Source organism: Novosphingobium sp. MMS21-SN21R (assembly GCF_031846015.1).
GTDB lineage: Bacteria > Pseudomonadota > Alphaproteobacteria > Sphingomonadales > Sphingomonadaceae > Novosphingobium.
Genome location: NZ_JAVRDU010000001.1, coordinates 2574623 through 2598783 on the forward strand (window position 1 = coordinate 2574623; position 24161 = coordinate 2598783).

Here is a 24161-nt window from a genome sequence, read left to right on the forward strand (position 1 = left end):
CAAAACGACGTGAAAAAGGTCGAAGCCATCATCAAGCCCTTCAAGCTCGATGAAGTGAAGGAATCGCTGCACGAAATCGGCGTGTCCGGCATCACCGTGACCGAGGCCAAGGGCTTTGGACGCCAGAAGGGCCACACCGAGCTTTATCGCGGCGCCGAATATGTCGTCGATTTCCTGCCCAAGGTGAAGCTTGAGGTCGTCGTGGCCGACGCACTGGTCGATCGTGTAGTCGAAGCCATCGCTTCTGCCGCGCAGACCGGCCGCATCGGCGATGGCAAGATTTTCGTCATCCCGGTCGAAAGCGCGCTGCGCATCCGCACCGGTGAGCGTGACGACGACGCGATCTGATCTGAGGATCTGCACCAGTTGAAGTCACGTCCGGCGCTGCCGGATGGGACATCAGAGCGGGGGTGGGCCTGTGGACGGGCAAGCCTCCAGTTTACCAACCACCCCAATTACCCTCCGTACCTCTCCACCGGGGGCAAGAAGAAGAAGGATCATCGATGGCTAGTGCAAAGGACATTCTCGCCCGCATCAAGGACGAGGAAATCGAGTGGGTCGATCTGCGCTTCACCGATCCCAAGGGCAAGTGGCAGCACCTGACCATGGTCGCCGGTCTTATCGGCGAAGATGAGCTGGAAGACGGTCTGATGTTCGACGGTTCGTCGATCGAAGGCTGGAAGGCCATCAACGAATCGGACATGATCCTCAAGCCCGACCTCGACGCGGTTTACATGGACCCGTTCAGCGCAACTTCGATGATGATCGTGGTTTGCGACATCGTCGAGCCTTCGACCGGTGAACTCTATTCGCGCGATCCGCGTTCGACCGCCAAGCGCGCCGAAGCCTTCGTCAAGTCGACCGGCGTGGGTGACACCGTCTACGTTGGCCCTGAAGCCGAATTCTTCCTGTTCGATGACGTCAAGTACTATGACGGCTACGATGGCAATGGCTTCCGCATCGATGATGTGGAACTGCCGACCAACACCAACAAGGAATACGAAGGTGGCAACATGGGCCACCGTCCTGGCGTAAAGGGTGGCTACTTCCCCGTCGCCCCGATCGACAGCTGCGTCGACATCCGCGGTGAAATGGTCTCGACCATGATCGAAATGGGCCTGCCCTGCGACAAGCATCACCACGAAGTCGCCTCGGCCCAGCACGAACTCGGCCTGACCTTCGGTACGCTGGTCCAGACCGCTGACCGCATGCAGGTCTACAAGTACGTCGTGCAGCAGGTCGCTCACGCCTATGGCAAGTCGGCTACGTTCATGCCGAAGCCGATCAAGGGCGACAACGGTTCGGGCATGCACACCCACATCTCGATCTGGGAAGCTGGCAAGCCGCTGTTTGCCGGTAACGGCTATGCCGGTCTGTCGGACATGTGCCTGTACTTCATCGGCGGTGTGATCAAGCACGCCAAGGCCCTGAACGCCTTCACCAACCCGACCACCAACAGCTACAAGCGTCTGGTGCCGGGCTACGAAGCCCCCGTTCTGCTGGCCTATTCGGCCCGTAACCGTTCGGCTTCGTGCCGCATTCCTTACGGTGCCGGTTCGAAGGCAAAGCGCGTGGAATTCCGTTTCCCCGACGCGATGGCCAACCCCTACCTGTGCTACGCCGCGCTGCTCATGGCTGGCCTCGACGGGATTAAGAACAAGATCCACCCGGGCGAAGCCATGGACAAGAACCTCTACGATCTGCCGCCGGCAGAACTCGCAGAAGTTCCGACCGTGTGCGGTTCGCTTCGTGAAGCGCTCGAAAGCCTTGAAGCCGATCAGGACTTCCTGATTCAGGGCGGCGTGTTCACCAAGGACCAGATCGAAGCTTATATCGAACTGAAGTGGCCGGAAGTCATGCGCTGGGAAACCACGCCTTCGGCGGTCGAATTCGACATGTACTACTCGCTCTGATCCAACCGGATCGGCGAAACAGGAAGGGCGTCCGGGCAACCGGGCGCCTTTTCCTTTGAGCCGTGCATGTGGGCCGCTCATCGCGGATAACGCACCAGATTGTGATTTTTTCCACAGTTTGCGACGAACCGAGTTGAACGGTTATGAGCGCAAGATGAACCGAGGGCGCTGCGGGTTATCGAATCCTGCCAGATCGTTAGGTAGGCTTCCATGCTTCGTAAAACGGTCGCCGCACTCCTCGCCCTGATTTCCTTCATGACGCTTCCTGCTGTCGCCCATGCGCGGCTCCAGTGCGTCACTTATGCCCGCCAGATCTCTGACGTGCAGATCTCGGGCAATGCGCGTGACTGGTGGAGCAACGCCGAAGGCAGCTACGAGCGCGGCCAGCAGCCCAAGCCGGGCGCAGTCCTCGCCTTCTCGGGCACTCGCTCGATGCCCTACGGCCACGTCGCTGTCGTCCGCAAAGTCGTCGATGACCGCCACATCCTGATCGACCATGCCAACTGGTCCGGCCCCGGCGCGATCGATCGCGGCGTGGTCGCTGTCGATGTTTCGGCTGCTGGCGACTGGAGCGAAGTGCGCGTCTGGTACGCGCCGACCAAGTCGGTCGGCCTGCGCGCCAGCCCCGCCCACGGCTTCATCTATCCCCGCACCGTCACCGCCAAGGCGGATACAGCCTCAGCCAAGGGCTGAGACACCTCACTGTCAGGCGGAGCGGCGGGATTTCTGCTGCGGCACATCGAGCAAGGCGATCGCCTCTTCCGGCGGCATGGCCTGCCAGAACAGGTGGCCCTGGATCATCTGGCACCCGGCGGCCTGAACCAGCGCTCGCTGCACTGGCGTTTCCACACCCTCCGCAACGACCTTCATCCGCAGAGTATGACCCAGCGACACGATGGCTCGCAGGATCGAATGCGCGTCCAGATCGGTCTCGATATTCTGGACGAACGAACGGTCGATCTTGATCCGGTCAAACTGGAACGAGCGAAGATAGCTGAGCGACGAATAACCGATGCCGAAATCGTCGAGCGCGATGCGGAAGCCGCGATAGTTCAGTCCCTTGAGCACATCGACGACATGATCGCTGCGGTCGAGCATCACGCCCTCGGTCACTTCGAGCACGATACGGCGCGGGTCCACCCCGGTCTCGCGCACCAGTCGGTCGATGTTGGCCAGAAAGTCACTGGCCATGATCTGCAGCGGCGAGAGGTTGACCGAGATATCGCAGTCCGGCCAATCGCGGCACTCGCTGAACACACGGCGCAAGACCCAGTTGCCGAGCGGCACCATCAGACCTGCCTGCTCGGCCACGGGCACGAAAAGGCCGGGGCGGATTGCTCCCCGTTCGGGGTGAGGCCAGCGCACGAGCGCCTCAAAGCCGAGGATCTGGCCGTCAGCCGCATTGACGATAGGCTGGTAGGCCATGGTCAGTTCGTCACGCGTGATCGCGCGGCGCAACTCGGTTTCCATCTCGCGTCGCAGCTTGACTGAAGCATCCATGTCGCGCGTAAAGCGGCGGAAACGTGCTCGCCCGCGCTGTTTGGCGCGGTAGAGTGCAATGTCCGCGCGGCGCAGCAATTCGCCGGGATCCTCGCTCTGCTCCGGCCCCCAGCTGATCCCGCACGAGAAGCTGATGTCGAGATTGTTGCCCGAGATCACGAATGGCTCGTTCATCAGGGCCATGATCTGGCGTCCGAGCATGTCGGCTGCGGCACGCCCCCCCGTTGCCCGCCGTAGCAACACGAATTCGTCACCGCCGAAGCGCGACAGGAAATCGCCCGGCGGCAGGGAACGGCGCAGGCGCATTGCGACCTGCCGGACAAGTTCATCGCCCACGTGATGGCCAAGCGTGTCGTTGACCACTTTGAATCGGTCGATGTCGACATAAGCCACGAACACGTCACCCAGTTGTCGCCGCTCGACGCAGGCGATCAATTCCTGGCGGAGGCGCTGCATGAAATGGGTACGATTGGGCAATCCCGACATGGCATCGTGCAGCGCATTGTGCTGGGCCTGTGCCTCACTCGCGACCAGTTCGCTTGTGGTGCGGCGCATCCGGCGGACAATGATCGCCCCGCCAACCACGACGCCCACGAAAAACAGGATATACACGGCCAGTAGCGGGGCCGTTCGGCGCAGGATCGACGGGCCTGGCGGTTCTGATTTCCAGGAGAGCCAGCCAATGTCCTGAGCGTCCACACCCTTCATTGCCAAAGAATTGCGGCCGGGCTCGATGTCTGGCCCGTTAGAAAATCTCACATCGTCGAGAAGCAGCGAGCCTTTGAGATCGGCAATGACCTTGTCGTCCAGCATGCGGACGAGGACAATGTAATCAGGTTGGTGGGAGAGCAGCCCCGGTGTTACATCAGGGATGACTGAACCGACGGCGACAAATGCCGGCTGCCCGCCAAGGCTGGTCATGGATGAAAGGCCCCGCGCCAAGGGCAGACCCTTGGCATCATAGGGCCAGGCAACACTGCCTAGTGGCCGCCACGTAGCGACCGGGATCTCTGTCTGGCCTTCTTTCACCGACCGCCGGACGAGTTTTCTGACCTGCGTCGCTATCGACGCAAAGTTGCAGGTCTGGGCCAGCCTGCGACCTTCCCAGCAGTGCACCAACTCGCCGTCAAAACGGACATGATAGATGCGGTCTATGTCGTGACTGCCGGCAAAGTATCCTGCCAGAAAGTTTCTGGCCCAGACCTCGAAATCGGGACTGTTGAGCTTTGTGACCGCGTCATCCCATTGCATCTGCAGAAGGTCGGCTTCCAGAATTTGCTCGCCGGTTCGTTCGACAAACCGCTCAACCAGTCGGCGTTCCTCCGTGCGGGCGAATTCGTCGGCGATTTCGGTGGAATTGCGGAAAGCCGCAATCAGGGCAGCGGTCAAAGCAAGCAAGGCAAGGAACGTGGCCGCGACGATCCACCAGGCGCTTGAAGCACCGGTCTCCTGCCGCAACCGGCGCTGCCCAATGAACGGTCCCGTCCCCATCTCAGCGACTGTTAGCTACAGGCTGCGAACAAATGGTTAGCAGATACTACGCGAGATAGTCTCAGGCAGCCGAATTCAGGACTTTTATTTGCTCGGCAATATCATTGATACGGCCTCGTGCCCGGAACAAAGACATGCCTTGACGGATTGAAGGGTGCGACGTTGCCGCAAAAATATCGGGAGACTGGTCATGCTTTTGACAATCGCACTCATTCTGTTTGTCCTGTGGGCCTTGGGCGTCTTCGCATTCAAGGTTACCGCTGGCGTGATTCATCTCGTCCTTGTGGTAGCGCTGATTGTTGGCCTTGTGCATTTGTTCCGCGGTCGGCGAGTCTGACGCGAAGAACAGGTTGCGAAATGCAACGCTGATACCTAGCTTCTGAGCAATGTGGTGCCGGGCATGAAACTGTCCGGCACATTTTTTCCATCGGGAGAGTCACCATGCGCGAGCGGCTGCAACAATACATCGATGGCAAGTGGGTCGATAGCGATGGCGGAAAGCGCCACGAGGTCATCAATCCCACGACCGAAGAGGCCTGCTGCGCCATCACGCTGGGCACTGCCGCCGACGTCGACAAGGCTGTCGCTGCCGCACAGCGCGCCTTCAAGACCTTCAGCAAGACCACGCGCGAAGAGCGTCTGGCGCTGCTGGAACGCATCGTTGACGAATACAAGAAGCGCGTCCCCGATCTTGCCGACGCGATGGCCGATGAGATGGGTGCGCCGGTCAGCTTTGCCAGCACTGCGCAGGTCGGCGCCGGGATCGGCGGCTTCCTTGGCACCATGGCCGCGCTCAAAGACTTCGAGTTCATGGAAGACAACGGCTCGTTCAAGGTCGCTTATGAGCCGATCGGCGTCGTCGGCATGATCACGCCGTGGAACTGGCCGCTCAATCAGATCGCGCTCAAGGTCGCGCCTGCGCTGGCTGCCGGCAACACCATGATCCTCAAACCATCCGAGGAATGCCCTACCAACGCCGCCATCTTCGCTGAGATCCTTGATGCCGCTGGCGTTCCACCGGGCGTGTTCAACCTGATCCAGGGCGATGGACCGGGCGTAGGTACGGCGATCAGCTCGCACCCCGGAATCGACATGGTGAGCTTCACCGGTTCCACGCGCGCTGGCATTCTTGTTGCCAAAGCGGCCGCCGATACGGTCAAGCGCGTCCATCAGGAACTTGGCGGGAAATCGCCCAACATCGTGCTGCCCGACGCTGACTTTGCCGCGCACCTGCCCTCCACCGCGTCCGGCCCGCTCGTCAACAGCGGCCAGAGCTGCATTTCCCCGACTCGCATCCTCGTCCCGCGCGAGCGCGAAGGCGAGGCTGCAGCCTTCATTTCGGCGATGTACTCGGCCACGCAAGTCGGCGATCCGAAGCAGGAAGGCGGGCACATCGGCCCGGTCGTCAACAAGGCGCAGTTCGACAAGATTCGCGGACTGATCCAGTCGGCCATCGACGAAGGCGCCAAGCTGGAAACCGGTGGTCCGGATCTGCCGGCGAACGTCAATCGAGGCTATTACATCAAGCCGACGGTGTTCTCGGGCGTCACGCCCGCCATGCGCATCGCGCAGGAGGAAATCTTCGGCCCTGTCGCCACGATCATGGCTTATGACAGCCTCGACGAAGCCATCGAGATCGCCAACGATACGGCCTACGGCCTGTCTGCCTGCATTACCGGCGATCCGGCGAAGGCCGCGGCAGTCGCGCCGGAACTGCGCGCCGGCATGGTCGCCATCAATAACTGGGGACCTGCTCCCGGCGCACCGTTTGGTGGGTACAAGCAGTCCGGAAACGGCCGTGAAGGCGGGCTCTACGGCCTCAAGGATTTCATGGAGATGAAGTCCATCAGCGGACTGCCCGCCTAACCCTGTCACGACTGAACAAGGCACCAAGGCCGCTCCCCCCGGAGCGGCCTTTTGCCGTGCGGAGCCGGGCGGCTTTCAGCGCCTTGGGATAGACATCGGCAAGCAGCTTTTCGAATGTCCGGTGCCATGCAAACCGGCCCTCGACATACTCGCGGGCCAATTGCCCCATCTGCTGATGATTGCCCTGCCACATTTTGCAGACCGCATCTGCCAGTGCCTGAGGATCGTCGACGGGGACAAGAACGCCTGTGCCATGCGGCACGCGCTCGGGCATTGCGCCCGCAGCCACGCCGATCACCGGCAAGGCGCAAGCCTGCGCTTCAATCACCGAAATGCCGAAAGTTTCATCGGCCATCGCCGAGACATAGATATCGGCAGATGCCAGCGCGCGGGCAAGGTCTGCCCGGTTGGAGATGAACCCCGGAAACGAGACGTTCAGGCCCGCCGACTCCTGCTCGAGCTGTTGACGCAGCTTGCCGTCGCCAATCATGACCAAGCCAGCATCAAGAGACTGCGGCAAGCGCCTGAACATATCCAGCAGCTGATATGCGCGCTTTTCGTTGTCGATCCTGCCCGCGTAAACTAGCACCGGCCCGCACACGGCAAGGCCCAACTCTCCGCGCCAGGAAGGATCGCGTCGCTGCGGGTGGAAAAGGTCGGTATCGACGCCCAGCGATATCACATCGACATGTGCGATGCCGTATTCCCGCAAGGTTCGCTCCATTATCGTGCTCAGCGTGTAGACCCTGTCGAACTCCTTGTATGTCAACTGGGCATAGCCCGTGGCGAGACGGCGGAGGCCCCCCGCCACGAAACTGCCGAACAGGCTAGAGCCGACGCGATAGATATGGGCTTCGGGAAAATCGGTGTGATATCCCGCGACCAGCGCAGTTTCGGGAAAAGCCTTGCCGTAGTTGATCGCTGTCCACGGCAGAACCCACGGGCACTGCGATTCGATCAGGTCGGGCCTGTACTCTTCCAGCAGGCGGCGCACGACGCCGGTGCGCATGATGAATCGGTAATTCGGACTGCCGCGCACCTGATCTGCGCCCACTTGTGCCCAGATGTGACGTCCGTCCTCGACAACGAGATCTTCCGGGCCAGGCACGATCTGCAACAGGCGGTGCGGCGTGTGGTCCAGAATATAGCGCTGCTTCTCGCGGAGATAGGTGCCGATCCCCCCGCCGCCCTGCGGTGCGTAACTTTGGGTGAGATCGCAAAGCAGGAGCGGATGCGTCGCGTGTGACATACCCTTCCAAGGCCACCGTGACATGTCGCTTTCAAGACGATGTTGCGCGCACGTTGCACGCGCCTCAGTAGTCCTTGCTGGCCTTGAGGTTGATACTCTCGTCGCCCACGGTCGATACCGTTGCGAGCAAGGCCAGCCAGCGTGTGATGCGGAATTCGACCGAGGTTGCGCTGTAGCCGCCGCCATCGGTGACGAGCTCTACGAAGAACCGCCGCCCGATATATTTGCCCACCGCAATGCTGGTGCCCGCACCCAACGTCGGGTCCGCACCGACAATGCGAAGTCGGTCGAGCCCGATTGCGGCCCGGAGCTTGTTGATCGGATCGAGTCCGCCGCCACCGCGCAGGCTGGCCAGCGCCGATGCAAGCTGGACGGCCTCGGGCGCGGAAATCTGGGTGATCGAGCTGCCGAACAGCAGGCGGCTGAGCAGTTCTTCCTCGGGCAGCGACGGGGTGGACGAGAATGTGATCGTCGGTTTGGTGCCCGTGCCGGTAATCGCAATCTTGGCGCTGACATTGTTGGCATCGCCTTCGGCCACGATATCCAGTTGCGGATCGACCGGTACTTCGCCCGCAAATCGGATGCGCCCGCGCGTCAATTCGAAGCGCTTGCCTGCAAATTCATAGCCGCCGCGCACGAGATCGGCGGTGCCGAATATCTGCGGTGCTGCCGTCGTGCCGCGCAAGCGAATGTCCGCGCCCCATTCGCTGTCCAGGCCAAGGCCGCGCACATTGATCCGGTTCGCGCCCGCCGCATCGATCAGGAACCGCCATGGCGCTGCCGCCACGCGCGCAGGTGCCGCGTCAGCAGGCGCATTGACTTCGCGGGTGCGGATCAGCGGCAATTCCTGCACGGCACTGGCTCGGCCCAACGCCCAACGGGCGGTCTGGATCTGCACGCGCCCGGCTATCGTGCCACCAACGCCATCACTAACTATCCGCAAGGGCCCGGTCACCACCGCCGCCATGTCGTCGCGGTTGATCAGACTGGCGTTCTGGGCGGACAGTCGCAAGTCGATGGTCGGGCCGCGGTCGGACAGATTGGCCAGGCCGATGCTACCGCTTCCACTTACCCTGCCGCCATTGGGCGTTGTGCCCGTGAACCGCGCCAGCGACAGCGTCGATTCCGCAAAGGTTCCGGCCATTTCCACCTGGCGGACGTCGGTGCCCGTCAGGGTGCTCTGCACGCGCAAGTTCTTGGACGATACGACGCCGCGCAGAACCGGCGCGGCGATGGTCCCGTTGATATCCGCGCGCACGCCAAGTGGTCCGGTCAGGTCGAATATCTCGACGCCGGACAGCCGCCACAGTGCTTCAGCGGGGCCGGAATAGCGCAATTGTCCAGCCAGTTGCCCGGCCTCGAGCCGGTCCATAACCGCGCCGCCGCGCGGCAACCCGCCAATCCGCGCCTGCAACCGGCCGCGAATGTCCACGCCTTCACGAATGACCGCGCGGGTCTGCACCGCGTCGGGATCAAGGCGCGCCACCACCGCTACGTCGACCGGGCGCGAAGTCAGCACCAGCCCGGAGCGCGACAGATCCTTGATCATCAGCGCGGCATTGCCCGAGGGCGCGCCCTTGCCGTCGTTATTGTATTCGACAATGCCCGAGGCCATGCCGCTCAAGCCCAGATCGGCAATCACGATGTCGACGACCGACACCGGCATCTGCGCCAGCAACAGCTTCATCTGCGTCGGCCCGCCGAGGACATGGCCTTCCGCAATCAGAATACCGCGCCCGAACCCGATCTGGGTTGGCGCAAGCCGCCAGCCTTCACCCTCTCGGGTCAGCACCGCACGCCGTGGCATCGATACGCTGCGACCTGCATATTCGCCTGAAACGAATGCGACGATCTGATCCGGCGCGAAGGCTGCCGTGCCCTGCAACGCAAAGCGCGTGCCGCGCCGCCCAGAGACAGACGCGGTCACCGATCCGCTGCCGTCCTGAAGATAAGCTGCGGCGGCAAGACGTCCGATGAAAACCTTGCCCATGCCGATACCTTCGGCCAGCAGCGTGCCTTCAACCGTCGAATGGCCATCCTTGATCAGTCCGGTGGCATCGATCTTGGCATTGCCGATCGAAAGCGGTTTGGCGCCGCCGAACTTTGCGTTGCGCGCTGTAACGTTGGCGTCGAACCCTTGCCCGCCATCACGTGGCGCGAGCAGGACGCTGCCGTTGAGACCTCCACCTGTCAGCGCCAGTTGCCCGGCCACGCCGTCCTTGCCCAGTGTTACGCCGCCGGTGACGTCGGTCTGCCAGACGCGGAACTGCTGGATATCTATCCGCGTCGCCCCGCCCTGCGGCATGAAAAGCCCAAGCGTGCCCGAGAACGGTCCAAGCCGGGAATCGCCACCGGTCTCGATGCGGAAGCCATCCACTATCGGCGAAAGCGCGACGCGGACATCCTTGAGACCTGCCGCCGGCAGCGGACTGGCGAACACCAGCACGGCATTCGGCCCAGCGCCGGTCATCGCCGCCTGCACGGTGAACGCGCCATAGTCCGTGTGGCGCCCCCGCCCGGTTAGCGAGGCTGCGCCGCCCGGCTGGACCTTGCCATCCAGCGCCATTTGCAGCTTGGCCGAATTGATCGTCGCCTTGCGGAACGTCACCGGAATACGCTCGCCCAGAGCGAGGCCTCCGGCAAAACGGACGTTGCCGCCGGTCAGCGTTTGCAGCGTGGCATTGTCGATCCGCGGCATCCGCCCGGCAACATTGGCCTGCAGCGTCCACGGCACGCCGTTTCCGATCTTGAACACGATCTTGGCATTGCCATCGACCGTGCCGAGATTTTCCACCGCAAACCCGCGCGCGACCACTGGCCCGGCCAGAGCATAGCCGCCCCGCGCCATGTCGCCGCGCAGGGCGAGCCGCGCGCCCAGTCCCTTGAGCGCGAGCGACAGGTTGTCCGAAGTCAGCTTGTTCCCTTCGAACACCAGATCGCCCGTCACGCGGCCACCGGGAAAGCGCGGATCGATCATGGTGTTGCCTGTGGTCACTCGCTGCGCAGTGACCCCCAGTGGCAGGATGAATCGGTCACCGTTCCAGGTCGCCACCCCGGCGCTGCGCAGGCCTTGCGCATCGAGGCTGCCCAGTTTCATCCGACCAACGGTGACGACATGATCGACCGAGAGGTTGTTCAGCGGACCGTCAATCGTGGCGTCAAGCCTAGCGTCCGAGAGCTGCGGCGATGCCAATATGCGCTCGGGCCGCACCAGCAATGCGCGAACTTTCAGGGCTTCGGCCCGGTTATCGACCAGATCGACCTTGCCATTGGCCGAGGCCTTGAATGCATCGCCCGCGACCTGCAGCCGCCCGTCGATGACGTTGCCCGCGAAAGTCCCGTCATAGAGAACCGACAGCGCTTGCCCGATTGCCCGACCCGCCGTGCCTTTCACCAGTTCGCCCGGCCACGCCTGTCCTGCCAGACGGTAGGCCCCCGAACGGTTGCCCAGCTGAAACGCAGCGAGCCGCTTGCCGTCTTGCGTCGCATAGGCCAGCCCGTCCCAGCGCGACCACCCCCCGCGACCGAACACGCGCGCCTTGATATCGCTTTTGGCGCCTGCCAGTGCAGCCAGAACGCCATCCTTCGGTGCATCGTAGAGCAGCGCGAGCTCGAACTTGTTGCGGTCGGGCTCGCTGTCCAGCTTGAACGAAATCAGATCCTTGCCGCCGAATTTGCCATTCACGTTGACGATGGCGTGGCCGCCGCGAATGTCGGCATTGGCCAGCACATCGACCCGGCGTTTCTCGCCCGCCAAGGCCTCAGACACGGTGAGATTGTCGATCACCAGCTTGTCGATGCGAATGTCGAAATCGGGCAAAATGGGCGCGTTCTTGTCCTCGCTAGGCCGCAGGCGTGGCGCCCGGCGCAGCGTTCCCCGGTGCAAGGCCAGCAACCGGATATCGAGGCCTGTCTTGAGCCACGACAATGGCCGCCAGTTCAGTTCCGCTTCGGGCACGGTCAGGAACACGCCCTCTGGATCGCTCACCCGAATATCGCGCAAGGTCGAGGTGCCGTAAATCGATCCATCGATCCGGCCGATCTCGATGCGCAGGCCTGACCCCGGTGTGACTGCCGCAATGCGGTCGGCAACAAGCCGGTGGCCCAGCGAAGAATCGAGCACCAGCAGCGCCGCCAGAATGAGCGCGGCGCCAGCCACAAACAGGATCGCCAGCCGCCGCGACGCACCGCGCACGAAGCGCGACCGGTGCGATCGCACAGGTGCGGCTGGCGGTGGCACGGTTTCCGGCTCGGCCATCAGAACGCCTGCCCAAGCGCAACATAGACGCCTATCCTGCTGTCACCCTTTGCGGGATTGAGCGGAGTGCCCACATCGATGCGGATCGGGCCGAAGTTGGTCTGGTAACGGATGCCCACGCCCACGCCGACCTTCAGATCGGCAAGGCGCGGGGTCGTGGTCGTATCGACAGCCCCTGCATCCACGAAGGGAACGACGCTGACCGCACCGCCCAGGAGGCCAGTCTTCACGCGGGCTTCCAGCGAGAATTCGGACAGCGCGCGTCCGCCGCTCGGCTCGTTCAGATTGTCGCGCGGGCCGATCTGCTGATAGCCATAGCCGCGCACCGAACCGCCGCCGCCTGCATAGAACCGGCGGGACGGTGCAATGTTGTCGATCCCGGTGCCGATGATCGTGCCCAGCCGCACACGGCTTGCAACAACCAGCTTTTCGCCGAACGGCTGGTAGTAACTGGCGTCGAACTGAAGCTTGCCATAGCTCGACTTGGTGCCGTTCTGCACCGAAATTTCCGGCGATGCGCGAAGACCGATGCGGAAGCCGCGATTGGGATCGAGCAGGCTGTCGCTGCCGTCATAGGCGATCCGCATGGGCAGCGCGCCGATGAAATAGGTCGTGCGCGGCTCGCCTGCGCGAATGGCTGAAGCATCGCGCTCACCGGTAGCGAGTATCTCGATACCGCCAGCGAAAATCCAAGGCTTCTGGAATAGCAGCGTAGTCTGACGCTCCAGCCCTGCGGTCAGCGAAACGGTGCGCGCCTGAAACGCTGCGCTACGCTGGCTGCGCGCGTAAAGGTCTGCATTGAGCACCAGGTCGCGCTTGAGGAAGTTGTTGCGGCGGAAGGTCACGCCCGCCAGCTGTTCCTGCGTGCCGGCAACGCCGCGAACCCGCAGCAGGCCCTCGGGCGGGAAAAAGTTGCGATGTTCCCACTGCGCCTCGACGCGGAAACCCTCCCCGCTCGAATAGCCGACGAGTCCGGCAATCGTGCGCAAGGGTGCGGGCGTCAATGCCACATCTACATCGACTGTGCCCGGCTCGCCGCCCAGCGGCTTTGCCGTCTCGCGCGTTTCCACCGTTACGGAGGACACCAGCCCGGTGGCAAGGATGGCCTGCCGCAAGTCGTCCAGTTCTGAGCGCTTGTAGGTATCGCCACTGTCGAAGCGCGCGATGAGATCGAGGTGCCGGGAACTGAGGAACTTTTCGCGCGACGAGTGGACCTGCCCGATGCGGTAGACCCCGCCCGGCGTGACCGGGATCGTCAGATCGCCTTCGCGGCGCTCATGGTCGATCAGCAGGTCTGGCTCGTCAATTTTGGCAAAGGCATAGCCGCTTTCGCCAAGCGCCGTCTGAAGGTTCAGCCGTTCGGCCACGATGCGATCTGAATTTATCGCATCGCCGGTCTTCAGTTTGAACGCGCCGCGCAGGGCTTCGAAATCAGCGCCCGCCGCCGCAAGGTCGCCGAAGGCCAGCGCGCCGAAGTGGTATTGCGGGCCCGGCTGCACATCGAAACGCACAATGACCTTTTCGACGTCAACCGGCCCGGTCACTTCGCCGTCGGCCGGTGAAGTACCGGCTGCAGGTGCGGCAAGGCCGCCGAGCGATTGATAGACCTGCGCATCGTAATAGCCGTGAATACGCAGGATATTGACGAGAAGTTCGCGGTCGGTTCGGGCACGGCGCACGATTTGCGCCAGATTGTCCTCGTCGTCGTCGAACGACTTCAAGCTGGACAGTCCGGCAAACCGGTCGACAATTGCGCCCTGCTCGGAAATTGCTTCTGCCCCCCGCGGAAAGGCAAGTTCAACCTGCTTGCCGACCTTCGACAGGTCGGCATCAGCGAGCTTCACGCCTGAATCCGCCTCGCCCTCCTGCTGCCCCGGCAAAGCACCTACCGCGGCTTCGGTGCTCTGTTCGGCCACGTCGATATCGGGATCAGGCGAAAGCGGCTCGATTTTCGGCAATTCGCTGCCATCGGGCCAGGCAATGGTAATGCCCGGAATGTCGGGCATGTCAGCGCTCGCACCGATATCCTCGATGACGCTCGAAGGCGGAGTTCCATTGCGCGCGGCATCAGTATCGACCGCCCAGGCATCAGGGTTCTGTACCGCAGAATCGGGGATGAGCGCCTCGAGTTCCTGATCAGCCTGCATGGACTGGGCATGTGCATGCGCCGGGCCGCAAAGCACCAGCAGAACGGCGATTACCCGGCCCAGCGGCGAATCAGCTGTGGACGTAGCGCTCCTGCGCGCCGTGAACGCCGTCCTTAAGGCTGCCTTCAAGCCCGCCTGCGCCGGGGTCACCCTGACGAGGGGCGACAGCACGCCCGATGGCACTGGCCTGTTCAGCAGGTTCGAACCGTTCCCAGCCATCACGGCCCAATTTCTCCATCGGCCGGAAGCGCACTTTGTATTGCATGCGTTCCGAACCTTCGACCCAATAGCCGAGATAGACATAAGGCAACCCGACGCGGGTTGCGCGCCCGATATGGTCGAGGATGATGAAAGTGCCAAGCCCGGACCGTGTCTCGTGTTGTGGATCGTAGAAACTGTAAATCATTGAAAGACCGTCGCCCTGCTCATCGGCGAGGCATGCTCCTACCAGCTTGCCCACCGAACCGTCGACCGTCGGCTCCCTGTATTCAATCACGTAACTCTTGACGGGTGTGTGCTCCACCATGTCCGCGAAATCCATCTCGTCCATGGTCGCCATCCCACCGCCCGGATGACGCACGGCAAGATAACGCTGCAACAGTTCAAACTGTTCCGGCGTGGACCACGGACGGCAAACATTTACCACGAGATCTCTGTTGCGCTTCCAGATGCGCTTCTGCGTTGAGGATGCACGGAATTCTTCGGCCACCACCCGGACTGAAACGCAGGCGGTGCATTCAACGCAGCTTGGACGGTAAGCCACCGTCTGGCTGCGGCGGAACCCGATCCGCCCCAGCGCATCGTTCAGTTCGTCAGCGTTCGGCCCTTTGAGCTCGGTAAAGACCTTCCGCTCACTCCGACCCGGCAGGTACGGGCACGGCGCGGGGCTGGTCACGAAAAAGCGTGGAAAACGAACGGGCGCGGTCACGACGAGCGATTGCCTCCTCGGGCCGAACTTTCCGGCCTGTCAGTTACGACAATGCCCGAGCCGGCCCAATCCTGAAAGCCCCATTAACCATGGAACTGCGGAGAAATCGTAGGCCAAGAGTGACCATTTCGGCGTTTTACCGCCACTGCCCGGCCCCAGTCCAGATACAGGACAGTTGCCCGCAAAAAGTTAACGCGCGGCCCGTTCAGCCCAGCTCGACCTGTTCGACATGATAGCCCTTGGCGCGAAGACCGGCGACGAGCCGCTCGATCTGCTCGCGGTCGCGCGCCTCGCATTCGATCTCCGCGGTCAGGCCCTTGGCAGGGAGCGAGGTGAAGATGCGCTGATGCCAGACCTCGAGAATGTTCACCTGATAGCGATTGAACTCCTCGACCACCTTGAACAGCGCGCCGGGGCGGTCCTGCAAGGTGATGCGCAAGCGGCCAAGCCTGCCCGAGCGGGCAAGATCGCGCAGCAGCACGTTTGCCAGCAGGCGGGTATCGATGTTGCCGCCGCACAGAACGATGCCCACGTTTCGTCCGGCAAAACGCTCCTTGTGCGTCATCAAGGCCGCAAGCCCTGCCGCGCCCGCGCCTTCAACCACCGTCTTTTCGATCTGCAACAGCAGCGCCACTGCGCTTTCCAGCGCCGGCTCATCGACCAGCACGATGTCATCGACGATGCGCGCCAGCACTTTCGAGGTGAACTGCCCCGGTTCCTTGACCGCAATGCCTTCAGCCAGCGTATCCCCGCCACAGGGCATGTCGAGATGCTTGAGCTTGGCATACATCGATGGAAACAGTTCCGCCTGCACACCGATCAGGCCGATGTCGGGCTTGATCCCGCGCGCAGCCGTGCCCATGCCCGAAAGCAGCCCGCCGCCGCCGATGGGCACGACAAGCATGTCGATTTCGGGCGCATCTTCGAGCATTTCGAGAGCAACCGTGCCCTGTCCCGCCGCCACGTGCGGATCATCGAAGGGATGCACGAAGGTCAGCCCCATCTGCTCTTCAAGCGCGCGCGCATGGGCATAGGCCTCATCGAACGTCTCGCCCTCAAGCACGACCTTCCCGCCTACCGCCTCGGTCTGCATGATCTTCACGGTCGGCGTGGTCTTGGGCATCACGATCGTGACCGGCACCCCCAGCCGCGTGCCGTGATAGGAAAGTCCCTGCGCATGGTTGCCGGCCGAGGCCGCAATCACGCCGCGCTCACGCTGCTCCTGCGTCAGTTGCAACAGCGCATTGAGCGCGCCCCGCTCCTTGTAGGCCGCCGTGAACTGCAGGTTCTCGAACTTGAGCCAGATATTTGCGCCGGTGATCGCGCTTAGCGTCTTGCTGTGCAACGTTGGCGTGCGCACCACCTGCCCGGCAATACGCGCCGCCGCGCCGCGAACATCGGCGAGAGTGAGCAGGTCCTGTCCCTGCACGGCGGGCTTGAGCGCTACATTTTCCATCCGCGCGCCCTAACGGAAACGTGACGCTTTTGAAACCTCAAGCTTGCCGTGATGCGCGCCATGCCTTGCGGAAAAGCACCACCGGCACCAGCGCGGCGGCAATGGCAGCAGAATCCGCAACCCAATCCCGCCAGTCAGAATCACGATGCAGCACGGGAATCGCCTGCACCACCTCGATCCCGGCCCCAACCAGCGAGAGCAACAGCGCGGCCCGCCAAAGCGACAAGCGCGGCCAACCTGCCCCCGCCAGCACTGTGAGTGTAAAGAAAGCCATCATGTGCTGAAACTTGTCGCCAAGATCGTCGGTCGGCAATTCGGGCGGCTTGGGCAGAACCGCCATTACCAGCGCAAACGCCAGCGCGGGCCAGAACAGTAGCCGCGCAAGGCTTGAAATCGTGTCGGTCCAGCGGTCCATCGCATAGGCTCATGCAATGCCGCCCGCAATCTGGCAAGACGGTCCGACAGGGGTGGCACTACGCCCCAAAGCGGATATGAACATGGACATGACCGACCAGCCATCCCCCGCCGCCGCTCCTGTCAGCGTCTCGTTCCTCGGCCTTGGCGTGATGGGCGGAGCCATGGCCCGGCACCTCGGCGAGGCCGGGCACAATCTCACGATCTACAACCGCACGCCCGCGCGGGCCGAGGGCTGGCAGGCCGCCAATCCGAACATATCCGTGCGGGTCGCCTCCAGTCCGGCGGAAGCCGCCGATGGGGCAGACGTCGTGATCACCTGCGTCGGCAATGACGACGATCTGGCCGACGTCGTGCTCAGCCCGAACGGTGCCTTTTCAACCCTGCGCCGGGGGGCGCTGTTCATAGATCACACCACCGTTTCGGCGCGCATCGCGCGGCAGATCGCTGTCGAGGGCCGCGACAAGGAATTGCTCTGCGTCGATGCACCCGTCACCGGCGGGCAATCGGGCGCAGAGGCAGGCAAACTGGCGGTCATGTGCGGCGGCAGCCTGAAGGCGGTCGAGGCTGCACGCCCGATCCTTGCGGCTTACGCCAAGCGCGTCGTCCATGTCGGCAAGTCCGGCGCAGGGCAGACCACCAAGATGGCCAACCAGATGTGCATCGCCGCAAATCTGGCGGGGTTGTCCGAAGCGATCCGCTTTGCTCAGGCCGCTCATCTCGATCTCGACAAGGTATTCGAGGCCATATCGGGCGGCGCTGCGCAATCGTGGCAAATGGACAATCGCTTCCACACCATGGCCCGCGACGAGTTCGACTTTGGCCTGGCCGTCGACTGGATGCGCAAGGATCTTGGCCTCGCCATGGACGAAGCTCGCAACATCGGCGCCAGCGTGCCGGTAACCGCGCTGGTTGACCAGTTCTACGTCGACATTCAGGCCATGGGCCATGGCCGGGAGGATACGAGCGCGCTGATACGGCGCCTGCCCCGGCGGAAAGCGGGCAAATGAGCTGCGTGCGTCTTGCGCTCGGCGCGCTGCTGCTCGGCATTTCAACCTCGGCGCTCGCCGATACGCTCATCGACAATGTGCACGGCTCGACCATCGGCACGAACGGCCAGGTAGAAAGCTTCACCGGCCTGCTGTTCGACAGCGCCGGAATGATCGTGCGCGTGATCCACGCGGGCGACAAAAAGCCCAAGCCGCGGAAGGAATATCAGTACCACGTCGACGGCAAGGGCCGCGTCATGCTCCCCGGCATGATCGACGCCCACGCCCATGTCATGGACATCGGCTTTGCTGCTCTGACGCTCGACCTGTCCGACACCACCTCGTTGCAGGATGCACTCGGCAGGATCACGAGGTTCGCCGCCGAACATCCCGACAGGCCATGGATCATTGGGCGCGGCTGGAATCAGGAAACGTGGAAGCTCGGACGTTTCCCCACGGCCGCCGAACTTGACGCCGTCACCGGGGGCCGCCCCGCGTGGCTCCAGCGAGTCGATGGCCATGCCGGCTGGGCCAATAGCGCGGCGCTCAAGATTGCCGGGATTACGGCGACAACCAAGGACCCGGCAGGCGGAAAGATCGAACGGACCGCTGACGGCAGCCCGCAAGGGGTGCTGGTCGATACGGCGATGGACCTCCTTACCGCGCGCGTTCCGCCGCCCCGCGCCGATGACCGCGATACCGCGCTCGCCACGGCGCAGCAGATCCTGTTCAAGCGCGGGGTGACTGCCGTTGCCGACATGGGCACCGGGATCGAGGACTGGCAGGCCTATCGCCGCGCAGGGGATGCCAACCGGCTCTACGTGCGGATCATGGCTTACGCCGCCGGTGTCGATGAAATGGTCCTGATCGGCGGCCCCGGCCCCTCGCCCTGGCTCTATGCCGACCGCCTGCGCATGGGCGGGGTGAAGCTCTATCTCGACGGCGCACTGGGATCGCGCGGCGCGCTGCTCAAGGCACCTTATGCCGATGCACCCTCGACGCGCGGGCTTGGCCAATTGTCGCAAACCCAGCTCGGCAATCTGATGAGCCGCGCCGCGATGGACAAGTTTCAGGTCGCCATCCACGCCATCGGCGATTCTGCCAATGCGGTCGCCATCGGCGCAATCGAGGACCTTTCGGCGACCTACAGCGGTGATCGCCGCTGGCGCATCGAACACGCCCAGATCGTGGACCCGAAGGATTTTGCGAGGTTCGGCCGCAATGGCGTGATCGCCTCGATGCAGCCGGTTCATCAGACATCGGACCGGCTCATGGCAGAAGCCCGGCTCGGGCCTGACCGGCTCGCCGGGGCTTACGCATGGAAATCGCTACAGGCCGCAGGCGCAAAGCTCGCGTTCGGGTCGGACGCGCCGGTCGAAGCGCCGGACCCCTGGGCCGGGCTCGCCGCAGCGATCAGCCGGCAGGGGCCGGACGGGCAGCCCGATGGCGGGTGGCAACCGCAGGAACGGCTCGACCGCACCAGCGCTCTTGCCGCCTATACCAGCGGCGCGGCCTACGCAGGCTTTGCAGAACAGCGCTTCGGACGGCTTGCGCCGGGGCTTCGCGCAGACTTCGTGCTGGTCGACACCAATCCACTCGTCGCAAATCCGGCACAGATCCGCGCAACAAAAGTGATGGAAACGTGGATTGGCGGCGGTCGCGTCTGGTCAGTGGAAGAAACGGCGGAAACCACTCCAACTGACAAACGTTAGACAGCCCGACGCGGAAGGCGGAGGGCGGGGTGTCTGAAGCTGCGTTGCAAAAGCCCGTGCCGCTCTCTCAATCGGGGGCTTTGCGGCCCTGACCGGGGCCAGTGCCGACTGGAGGAACGGGGGCTGCGGCCCCCGTTCGCATGTCAGGGTAGCTGTGGTGGCTGTTCGCCCGCCGGCAGAGCGACAAGGTCGCCCTTTTCTTCCTCCGCCTTGCGCTTGGCATCGGCGCGCTCGGTAAAACGCATGAGCACCAATGTGCCCTCGAACAGGATCAACAACGGAATTGCCAGCATGAGCTGCGAAACGACATCCGGCGGCGTCGCAACGGTTGCGACCGCAAAGATCACCACGATTGCATAGCGGCGCGCTTTCACCAGTTGATCGCGGCTGACAATCCCTGCGCGGTTGAGCAACATCAGCAGCACCGGCAGCAGGAAGCTGATCCCGAAGGCCAGAATGAACTGCATCACGAGGCTGAGATAATCGCCCGTCCCCGGCAAGGCCTCAAGCTGCAACCCGCCCTTGTTGCCTTCAAAACCGAGGAACCACTTGAAGGCGGTTGGCATGACGATGAAGTAGGCAAGGCTTGCGCCCATCGTGAACAGGATCGGCGTGGCGAGAAGAAACGGCAGAAACGCCTTCTTTTCCTTCACATAAAGCCCCGGCGCAACGAACGCCCAGAGCTGGTTGGCGATCACCGGAAAGCTGATGAAGAACGCCGCGAACATCGACACCTTCAGCTCGACGAAGAACGCTTCGTAGAGCTTGGTGTAGATCAGCTTGCCCTGCCCCGGCGGGAAGGCCACAACCAGCGGGCGGGCGAGGATCGAAAAGATGTCGTCGGCAAAATAGAAGCACACGGCAAAAGCGATCAGCATCGCATAAACGCACCGCAGCAGGCGTGTGCGCAGTTCCAGCAAATGGTCGAGCAGCGGTGCCTGGCTCTCGTCGATGTCGCTGATCATGGCTGGACGCTCCCCGGACCGGGCAGGTCACGCACCTTGTCCTCAGGGGGCATCGGACCGACCATCATGGGTGATGGATCGGCTGCAGGCAGTGGATCATTCTGGTCCTCAGCGGCTGCAACCGTCTGGCCTTGCGCTGCAGCGGCTTCCTGCGCTGCCGTCTCACGCATGATCCGCTCGTTCTGCTCTTTCCATTTGCGCTCCATCTCCTCCATCTCCGCCTCGCGGATCATGGTTTCGATGCCGGAGCGGAAGTGGTTGGACATGGCGCGCATTTTGGCGACCCAGCGCCCGGCGGTCCGCAGCGCCATGGGCAGGTCCTTCGGGCCAATCACGACGATCGCCACGATAACCAGCACCAACAGTTCGGATGCGCCGATGTCAAACACGGCCCTTGGCCCTCAGCGGATGTGCGCGAATGAGCTTACTGGGCCTGATCGGTCGTCGAAGTCGGCTGCGACACCGGCTGCGCGGGCGGAACCTGCTGCTGCTGGATCTGCGCAGGCGGCGCGGGGACAGGCTTGTTGTCCTCTTCGTGCATGCCCTGCTTGAAGCTTTTGATGCCCTTGCCGAAATCGCCCATCATTTCGGAAATGCGGCCACGGCCAAACAGCACCAATACGACCAGCGCCATCACGATCAGGTGCGGAAGGGAAAGACCACCCATGTCACTAACTCCTTTACGCCCCTCTGGAGGCGCGAGACCCTAGATAGGAAGTCCGGTCGCGTCTGACCAGCTAATCCATTTCGTTGTTTTCGTGAACGCCGCCAGTCGGTTTAATCCGACGGTTCGATCGCTCCCGTGTCCTGATCGTCTGCCCCCGTCAAGACGGCAAACGCCTCATCCACCGGGTCGAGCAGCCCGGCAGCGCGCAATTCCTCGATTCCGGGCAAGTCGCGGCGCGTTTCAAGCCCGAAATGCGTCAGGAATGCAGGCGTGGTGGCATAGATCGTCGGCCGTCCCGGCACTTCACGGCGCCCGGCAATGCGAATCCATCCGGCCTCCAGCAGCACATCGAGCGTGCCCTTGGCCGTCTGCACGCCCCGGATCGCTTCGATCTCGGCGCGGCTGACCGGCTCGTGATAAGCAATGATCGCCAGTGCCTCGGTCGCCGCGCGTGACAGGCGGCGCGGCTCTTCCTTTTCACGGCGCAGAAGGTGGGCAAGATCGGGCGCGGTCTGGAAATGCCAGCGCCCCCCGCGCTCGACCAGTTGAACCCCGCGCTCGGCATAAGTCGCGGCCAGGTCTTCCAGCGCATCGCCCACCGACGCGCCAGCAAGATGCGACGACAATTCCTGCACCGTCATCGGCTGTTCGGCTGCAAATAGCGTCGCTTCGACGGCACGAACAAGATCGTCGGGCCTCTCGCTCATGCCGCTCGTCCTGAGCTTGTCGAAGGAGCCGCCCGCAGCATCAGCGGGCCGAACGCGCTATCCTGCGCTATCTCCGCCCGGCCCTGCTTGGCCAGCTCCAGCGCCGCCAGAAAGCTCGATGCCAGCGCCGACTTGCGCAAGGCTGGATCGGCATCAAGCGGCAGGAACGCCCGCAAGTCGGTCCATTCGATCGCGATTCCGAGCATCTTGCCCACCCGCGTCAGGGCCGCGTCAAGTGTCATCACTGCCCGCTCGCGCACCATGTGCACCACAGGCTGGTTACGCAGCTTGAGCGCGCCATAGGCTTGGATCAGCGAGAAGATATCGCTCTTCCACAAGGCCTTGCGATCCACCCGCAAACCTTCAGGATTGCCGCGCAGGAACACGTCGCGACCGATCCGGTCACGCCCCATCAGGCGCGCACCTGCCTCGCGCATCGCGCCCAGGCGCTGCAACCGCAATTGCAGCTTGAGCGCCAGTTCCTCGGGGCTTGGCTGCACATCGGGATCGCGCGGCAACAGCAACAGCGACTTGAGGTAGGCGAGCCACGCCGCCATCACCAGATAGTCCGCCGCCACTTCCAGCTTCAGCGCCTCGGCTCGCTCGATGTAGCCGAGATACTGGTCGACCAGATCGAGGATCGAGATCGTCCGCAGATCGACCTTTTGCCGGCGCGCCAGTTCGAGCAGCAGGTCGAGCGGCCCTTCCCACCCGTCGAGTTCGAGATAGAGCGCCGCGTCGTCGGTTTGAGCAGCGGCAATGCCGTCCCACGCTTCATCACCTGAAAACAGCGTTGGCGCGGCGACGTCCGTCATCACGCCAGATCCAGCAGACGGTCGCGCATGGCGAAAAGCGCTGCCTGTTCGGCGGTGTCCGCCGCGCCAGCGAATGCAGCGGTCGGCGCCAAAGCCCGGTCCAGACGCGCGGCGGTCTGCGCGCCCATCGCGCCAAGCGCAGCGGCTATGCCAACCATATCGTCCATCTTCGCCCAGCAGTTGAGCGCAAGGTCACAGCCCGCCGCTTGCGCCTTGGCCGCGCGCTCGGGCACGCTTCCGCCAAGCGCCTGCATGTCGAGATCGTCGGTCAGCAACAGCCCATCAAAACCGATGCTCTTGCGAATGATCTCATCGATCACGAAAGCCGAATGAGTCGCCGGATTATCGGCATCCCAAGCGGTGAACCGCACATGCGCGGTCATCGCGATGCTCGCGTGCCGTAGCGTACGGAACGGTGCGAGATCGGTCGCCAGTTCCTCCGCCGAAGCGGTGACGGTCGGCAACTCCTTGTGGCTGTCCGCCAGCGCACGGCCATGCCCCGGCATGTGCTTGACAACGCCCGCAACCCCGGCGCGCGCCAGCCCGTCAAGCGTAGCCCGTCCCAGCGCCGCCACGCGCATCGGTTCGCTGCCCAGCGCGCGGTCCCCGATCACATCGTGCGCACCGGGCTGGCGTACATCGAGCAAAGGCAGGCAATCGACGCTTATCCCCGCTTCAGCAAGGTCAAGCCCCAGCGCATGGGCATTGGCCCGCGCCGCCTCGATCGCACTAGCAGGAGCCAGATCATAAAGACGGTCAAACCGCTCACCCGGCGGATAGGCTTCCCACACCGGCGGCTTCATCCGCGCGACACGCCCGCCTTCCTGATCGACGCAGATGAACGTGCGCTCACGCCCATGCAGCGCCCGCAACTCATCGGTCAGCGCACGAAGCTGCGCCCGGCTTTCGACGTTGCGCCCGAAAAGGATATAGCCCGCAGGATCAGCGTCGCGGAAAAACGCGCGCTCGTCATCGGTCAGGGACAGGCCGGAAAGGCCAAAAATCGCGGGCAGCATGGCTCAAGAGTCGCGCAATCCCGGCGCTTTCTCAAGGCCGGGATAGCGCTTCGCGGGGGAAAACTCGT

General features: G+C 63.2%; 20 protein-coding genes. 7 read left to right on the forward strand and 13 right to left on the reverse strand.

Annotation, left to right across the window (positions count from 1 at the left end):
- Positions 1-9 precede the first annotated feature (9 nt).
- The 3 genes from RM192_RS12330 to RM192_RS12340 all read left to right on the forward strand — a co-directional run bounded on the left by RM192_RS12330 (position 10) and on the right by RM192_RS12340 (position 2606).
- Entirely contained in the window at positions 10-348 is a 339-nt protein-coding gene (locus RM192_RS12330) for a P-II family nitrogen regulator (protein WP_311507853.1), read from the forward strand.
- A gap of 155 nt (positions 349-503) precedes the next feature.
- A complete protein-coding gene (gene glnA / locus RM192_RS12335) occupies positions 504-1913 on the forward strand; it encodes a type I glutamate--ammonia ligase (protein WP_311507854.1) in 1410 nt (469 codons plus the stop codon).
- A gap of 210 nt (positions 1914-2123) precedes the next feature.
- A complete protein-coding gene (locus RM192_RS12340; RefSeq protein ID WP_311507855.1) occupies positions 2124-2606 on the forward strand; it encodes a CHAP domain-containing protein in 483 nt (160 codons plus the stop codon).
- 12 nt (positions 2607-2618) lie between these two features.
- On the opposite strand, the gene RM192_RS12345 is transcribed toward RM192_RS12340, so the two are convergent.
- Positions 2619-4904 carry a bifunctional diguanylate cyclase/phosphodiesterase gene (locus RM192_RS12345; protein WP_311507856.1) on the reverse strand — a complete coding sequence of 762 codons (2286 nt, stop codon included), beginning with the start codon at positions 4902-4904 and terminating at the stop codon, positions 2619-2621.
- A 190-nt stretch (positions 4905-5094) separates the two neighbouring features.
- On the opposite strand from RM192_RS12345, the gene RM192_RS12350 reads away from it, so the two are divergent.
- Together RM192_RS12350 and RM192_RS12355 are read left to right on the forward strand one after the other, a co-directional pair.
- Positions 5095-5241 (forward strand): lmo0937 family membrane protein, encoded by a 147-nt coding sequence (locus RM192_RS12350; RefSeq protein WP_143004780.1) that lies wholly within the window; start codon positions 5095-5097, stop codon positions 5239-5241.
- Between the two features lie 104 nt (positions 5242-5345).
- A complete protein-coding gene (locus RM192_RS12355; protein WP_311507857.1) occupies positions 5346-6770 on the forward strand; it encodes an aldehyde dehydrogenase family protein in 1425 nt (474 codons plus the stop codon).
- On the opposite strand, the gene RM192_RS12360 is transcribed toward RM192_RS12355, so the two are convergent.
- The 6 genes from RM192_RS12360 to RM192_RS12385 form a co-directional block, all read right to left on the reverse strand.
- The gene (locus tag RM192_RS12360; RefSeq protein WP_311507858.1) at positions 6751-8019 is read right to left on the reverse strand and encodes a glycosyltransferase; all 1269 of its coding nucleotides are present in this window, start codon (positions 8017-8019) and stop codon (positions 6751-6753) included. The two genes, RM192_RS12355 and RM192_RS12360, sit on opposite strands and share 20 nt — an antisense overlap.
- 64 nt (positions 8020-8083) lie before the next feature.
- Positions 8084-12277, reverse strand: a complete 4194-nt coding sequence (locus RM192_RS12365) for a translocation/assembly module TamB domain-containing protein (RefSeq protein WP_311507859.1) — start codon at positions 12275-12277, stop codon at positions 8084-8086.
- Entirely contained in the window at positions 12277-14424 is a 2148-nt protein-coding gene (locus RM192_RS12370; protein ID WP_311507860.1) for a BamA/TamA family outer membrane protein, read from the reverse strand. Before RM192_RS12370 ends, RM192_RS12365 begins: the two co-directional genes overlap by 1 nt.
- Before the next feature lie 70 nt (positions 14425-14494).
- Positions 14495-15352 (reverse strand): arginyltransferase, encoded by an 858-nt coding sequence (locus tag RM192_RS12375; RefSeq protein WP_311507861.1) that lies wholly within the window; start codon positions 15350-15352, stop codon positions 14495-14497.
- A gap of 205 nt (positions 15353-15557) precedes the next feature.
- Complete coding sequence (locus tag RM192_RS12380) at positions 15558-16808, reverse strand: threonine ammonia-lyase (protein WP_311507862.1); 1251 nt, start codon at positions 16806-16808, stop codon at positions 15558-15560.
- A gap of 37 nt (positions 16809-16845) precedes the next feature.
- Entirely contained in the window at positions 16846-17223 is a 378-nt protein-coding gene (locus RM192_RS12385; protein ID WP_311507863.1) for a hypothetical protein, read from the reverse strand.
- Positions 17224-17311: 88 nt separating this feature from the next.
- On the opposite strand from RM192_RS12385, the gene RM192_RS12390 reads away from it, so the two are divergent.
- Together RM192_RS12390 and RM192_RS12395 are read left to right on the forward strand one after the other, a co-directional pair.
- Complete coding sequence (locus RM192_RS12390) at positions 17312-18232, forward strand: NAD(P)-dependent oxidoreductase (RefSeq protein ID WP_311507864.1); 921 nt, start codon at positions 17312-17314, stop codon at positions 18230-18232.
- Positions 18229-19923 (forward strand): amidohydrolase, encoded by a 1695-nt coding sequence (locus RM192_RS12395; protein ID WP_311507865.1) that lies wholly within the window; start codon positions 18229-18231, stop codon positions 19921-19923. The genes RM192_RS12390 and RM192_RS12395 overlap by 4 nt, the downstream gene beginning before the upstream one ends.
- A gap of 143 nt (positions 19924-20066) precedes the next feature.
- Here the strand turns inward: RM192_RS12395 and tatC are convergent, their stop codons facing one another.
- From tatC to nagZ, 6 genes are all read right to left on the reverse strand, one after another.
- Positions 20067-20888, reverse strand: a complete 822-nt coding sequence (tatC, locus tag RM192_RS12400) for a twin-arginine translocase subunit TatC (RefSeq protein WP_311507866.1) — start codon at positions 20886-20888, stop codon at positions 20067-20069.
- Positions 20885-21277 carry a Sec-independent protein translocase protein TatB gene (gene tatB, locus RM192_RS12405; protein WP_311507867.1) on the reverse strand — a complete coding sequence of 131 codons (393 nt, stop codon included), beginning with the start codon at positions 21275-21277 and terminating at the stop codon, positions 20885-20887. The genes tatC and tatB overlap by 4 nt, the downstream gene beginning before the upstream one ends.
- A gap of 35 nt (positions 21278-21312) precedes the next feature.
- Positions 21313-21555: a twin-arginine translocase TatA/TatE family subunit gene (locus tag RM192_RS12410; protein ID WP_311507868.1), complete on the reverse strand. Its 243-nt coding sequence runs from the start codon at positions 21553-21555 to the stop codon at positions 21313-21315.
- A gap of 110 nt (positions 21556-21665) precedes the next feature.
- Positions 21666-22262, reverse strand: coding sequence for an SMC-Scp complex subunit ScpB (scpB, locus tag RM192_RS12415; protein WP_311507869.1), 597 nt, complete (start codon positions 22260-22262; stop codon positions 21666-21668).
- On the reverse strand, positions 22259-23077 hold the full coding sequence (locus RM192_RS12420) for a ScpA family protein (RefSeq protein WP_311507870.1): 819 nt from the start codon (positions 23075-23077) through the stop codon (positions 22259-22261). Before RM192_RS12420 ends, scpB begins: the two co-directional genes overlap by 4 nt.
- A complete protein-coding gene (nagZ, locus tag RM192_RS12425) occupies positions 23077-24093 on the reverse strand; it encodes a beta-N-acetylhexosaminidase (protein WP_311507871.1) in 1017 nt (338 codons plus the stop codon). The genes RM192_RS12420 and nagZ overlap by 1 nt, the downstream gene beginning before the upstream one ends.
- Between the last annotated feature and the right edge of the window lie 68 nt (positions 24094-24161).

Excerpts from the sequence above, each read along its gene's own strand:
- glnA (WP_311507854.1), top strand. The coding sequence starts at position 504 with ATGGCTAGTGCAAAGGACATTCTCGCCCGCATCAAGGACGAGGAAATC.
- tatC (WP_311507866.1), bottom strand. The coding sequence starts at position 20,888 with ATGATCAGCGACATCGACGAGAGCCAGGCACCGCTGCTCGACCATTTG.
- RM192_RS12350 (WP_143004780.1), top strand. The coding sequence starts at position 5,095 with ATGCTTTTGACAATCGCACTCATTCTGTTTGTCCTGTGGGCCTTGGGC.
- nagZ (WP_311507871.1), bottom strand. The coding sequence starts at position 24,093 with ATGCTGCCCGCGATTTTTGGCCTTTCCGGCCTGTCCCTGACCGATGAC.
- RM192_RS12360 (WP_311507858.1), bottom strand. The coding sequence starts at position 8,019 with ATGTCACACGCGACGCATCCGCTCCTGCTTTGCGATCTCACCCAAAGT.
- RM192_RS12365 (WP_311507859.1), bottom strand. The coding sequence starts at position 12,277 with ATGGCCGAGCCGGAAACCGTGCCACCGCCAGCCGCACCTGTGCGATCG.
- RM192_RS12420 (WP_311507870.1), bottom strand. The coding sequence starts at position 23,077 with ATGACGGACGTCGCCGCGCCAACGCTGTTTTCAGGTGATGAAGCGTGG.
- RM192_RS12395 (WP_311507865.1), top strand. The coding sequence starts at position 18,229 with ATGAGCTGCGTGCGTCTTGCGCTCGGCGCGCTGCTGCTCGGCATTTCA.
- RM192_RS12355 (WP_311507857.1), top strand. The coding sequence starts at position 5,346 with ATGCGCGAGCGGCTGCAACAATACATCGATGGCAAGTGGGTCGATAGC.
- RM192_RS12380 (WP_311507862.1), bottom strand. The coding sequence starts at position 16,808 with ATGGAAAATGTAGCGCTCAAGCCCGCCGTGCAGGGACAGGACCTGCTC.
- scpB (WP_311507869.1), bottom strand. The coding sequence starts at position 22,262 with ATGAGCGAGAGGCCCGACGATCTTGTTCGTGCCGTCGAAGCGACGCTA.
- RM192_RS12410 (WP_311507868.1), bottom strand. The coding sequence starts at position 21,555 with ATGGGTGGTCTTTCCCTTCCGCACCTGATCGTGATGGCGCTGGTCGTA.
- RM192_RS12390 (WP_311507864.1), top strand. The coding sequence starts at position 17,312 with ATGACCGACCAGCCATCCCCCGCCGCCGCTCCTGTCAGCGTCTCGTTC.
- RM192_RS12385 (WP_311507863.1), bottom strand. The coding sequence starts at position 17,223 with ATGGACCGCTGGACCGACACGATTTCAAGCCTTGCGCGGCTACTGTTC.
- RM192_RS12345 (WP_311507856.1), bottom strand. The coding sequence starts at position 4,904 with ATGGGGACGGGACCGTTCATTGGGCAGCGCCGGTTGCGGCAGGAGACC.
- RM192_RS12340 (WP_311507855.1), top strand. The coding sequence starts at position 2,124 with ATGCTTCGTAAAACGGTCGCCGCACTCCTCGCCCTGATTTCCTTCATG.
- RM192_RS12370 (WP_311507860.1), bottom strand. The coding sequence starts at position 14,424 with ATGCAGGCTGATCAGGAACTCGAGGCGCTCATCCCCGATTCTGCGGTA.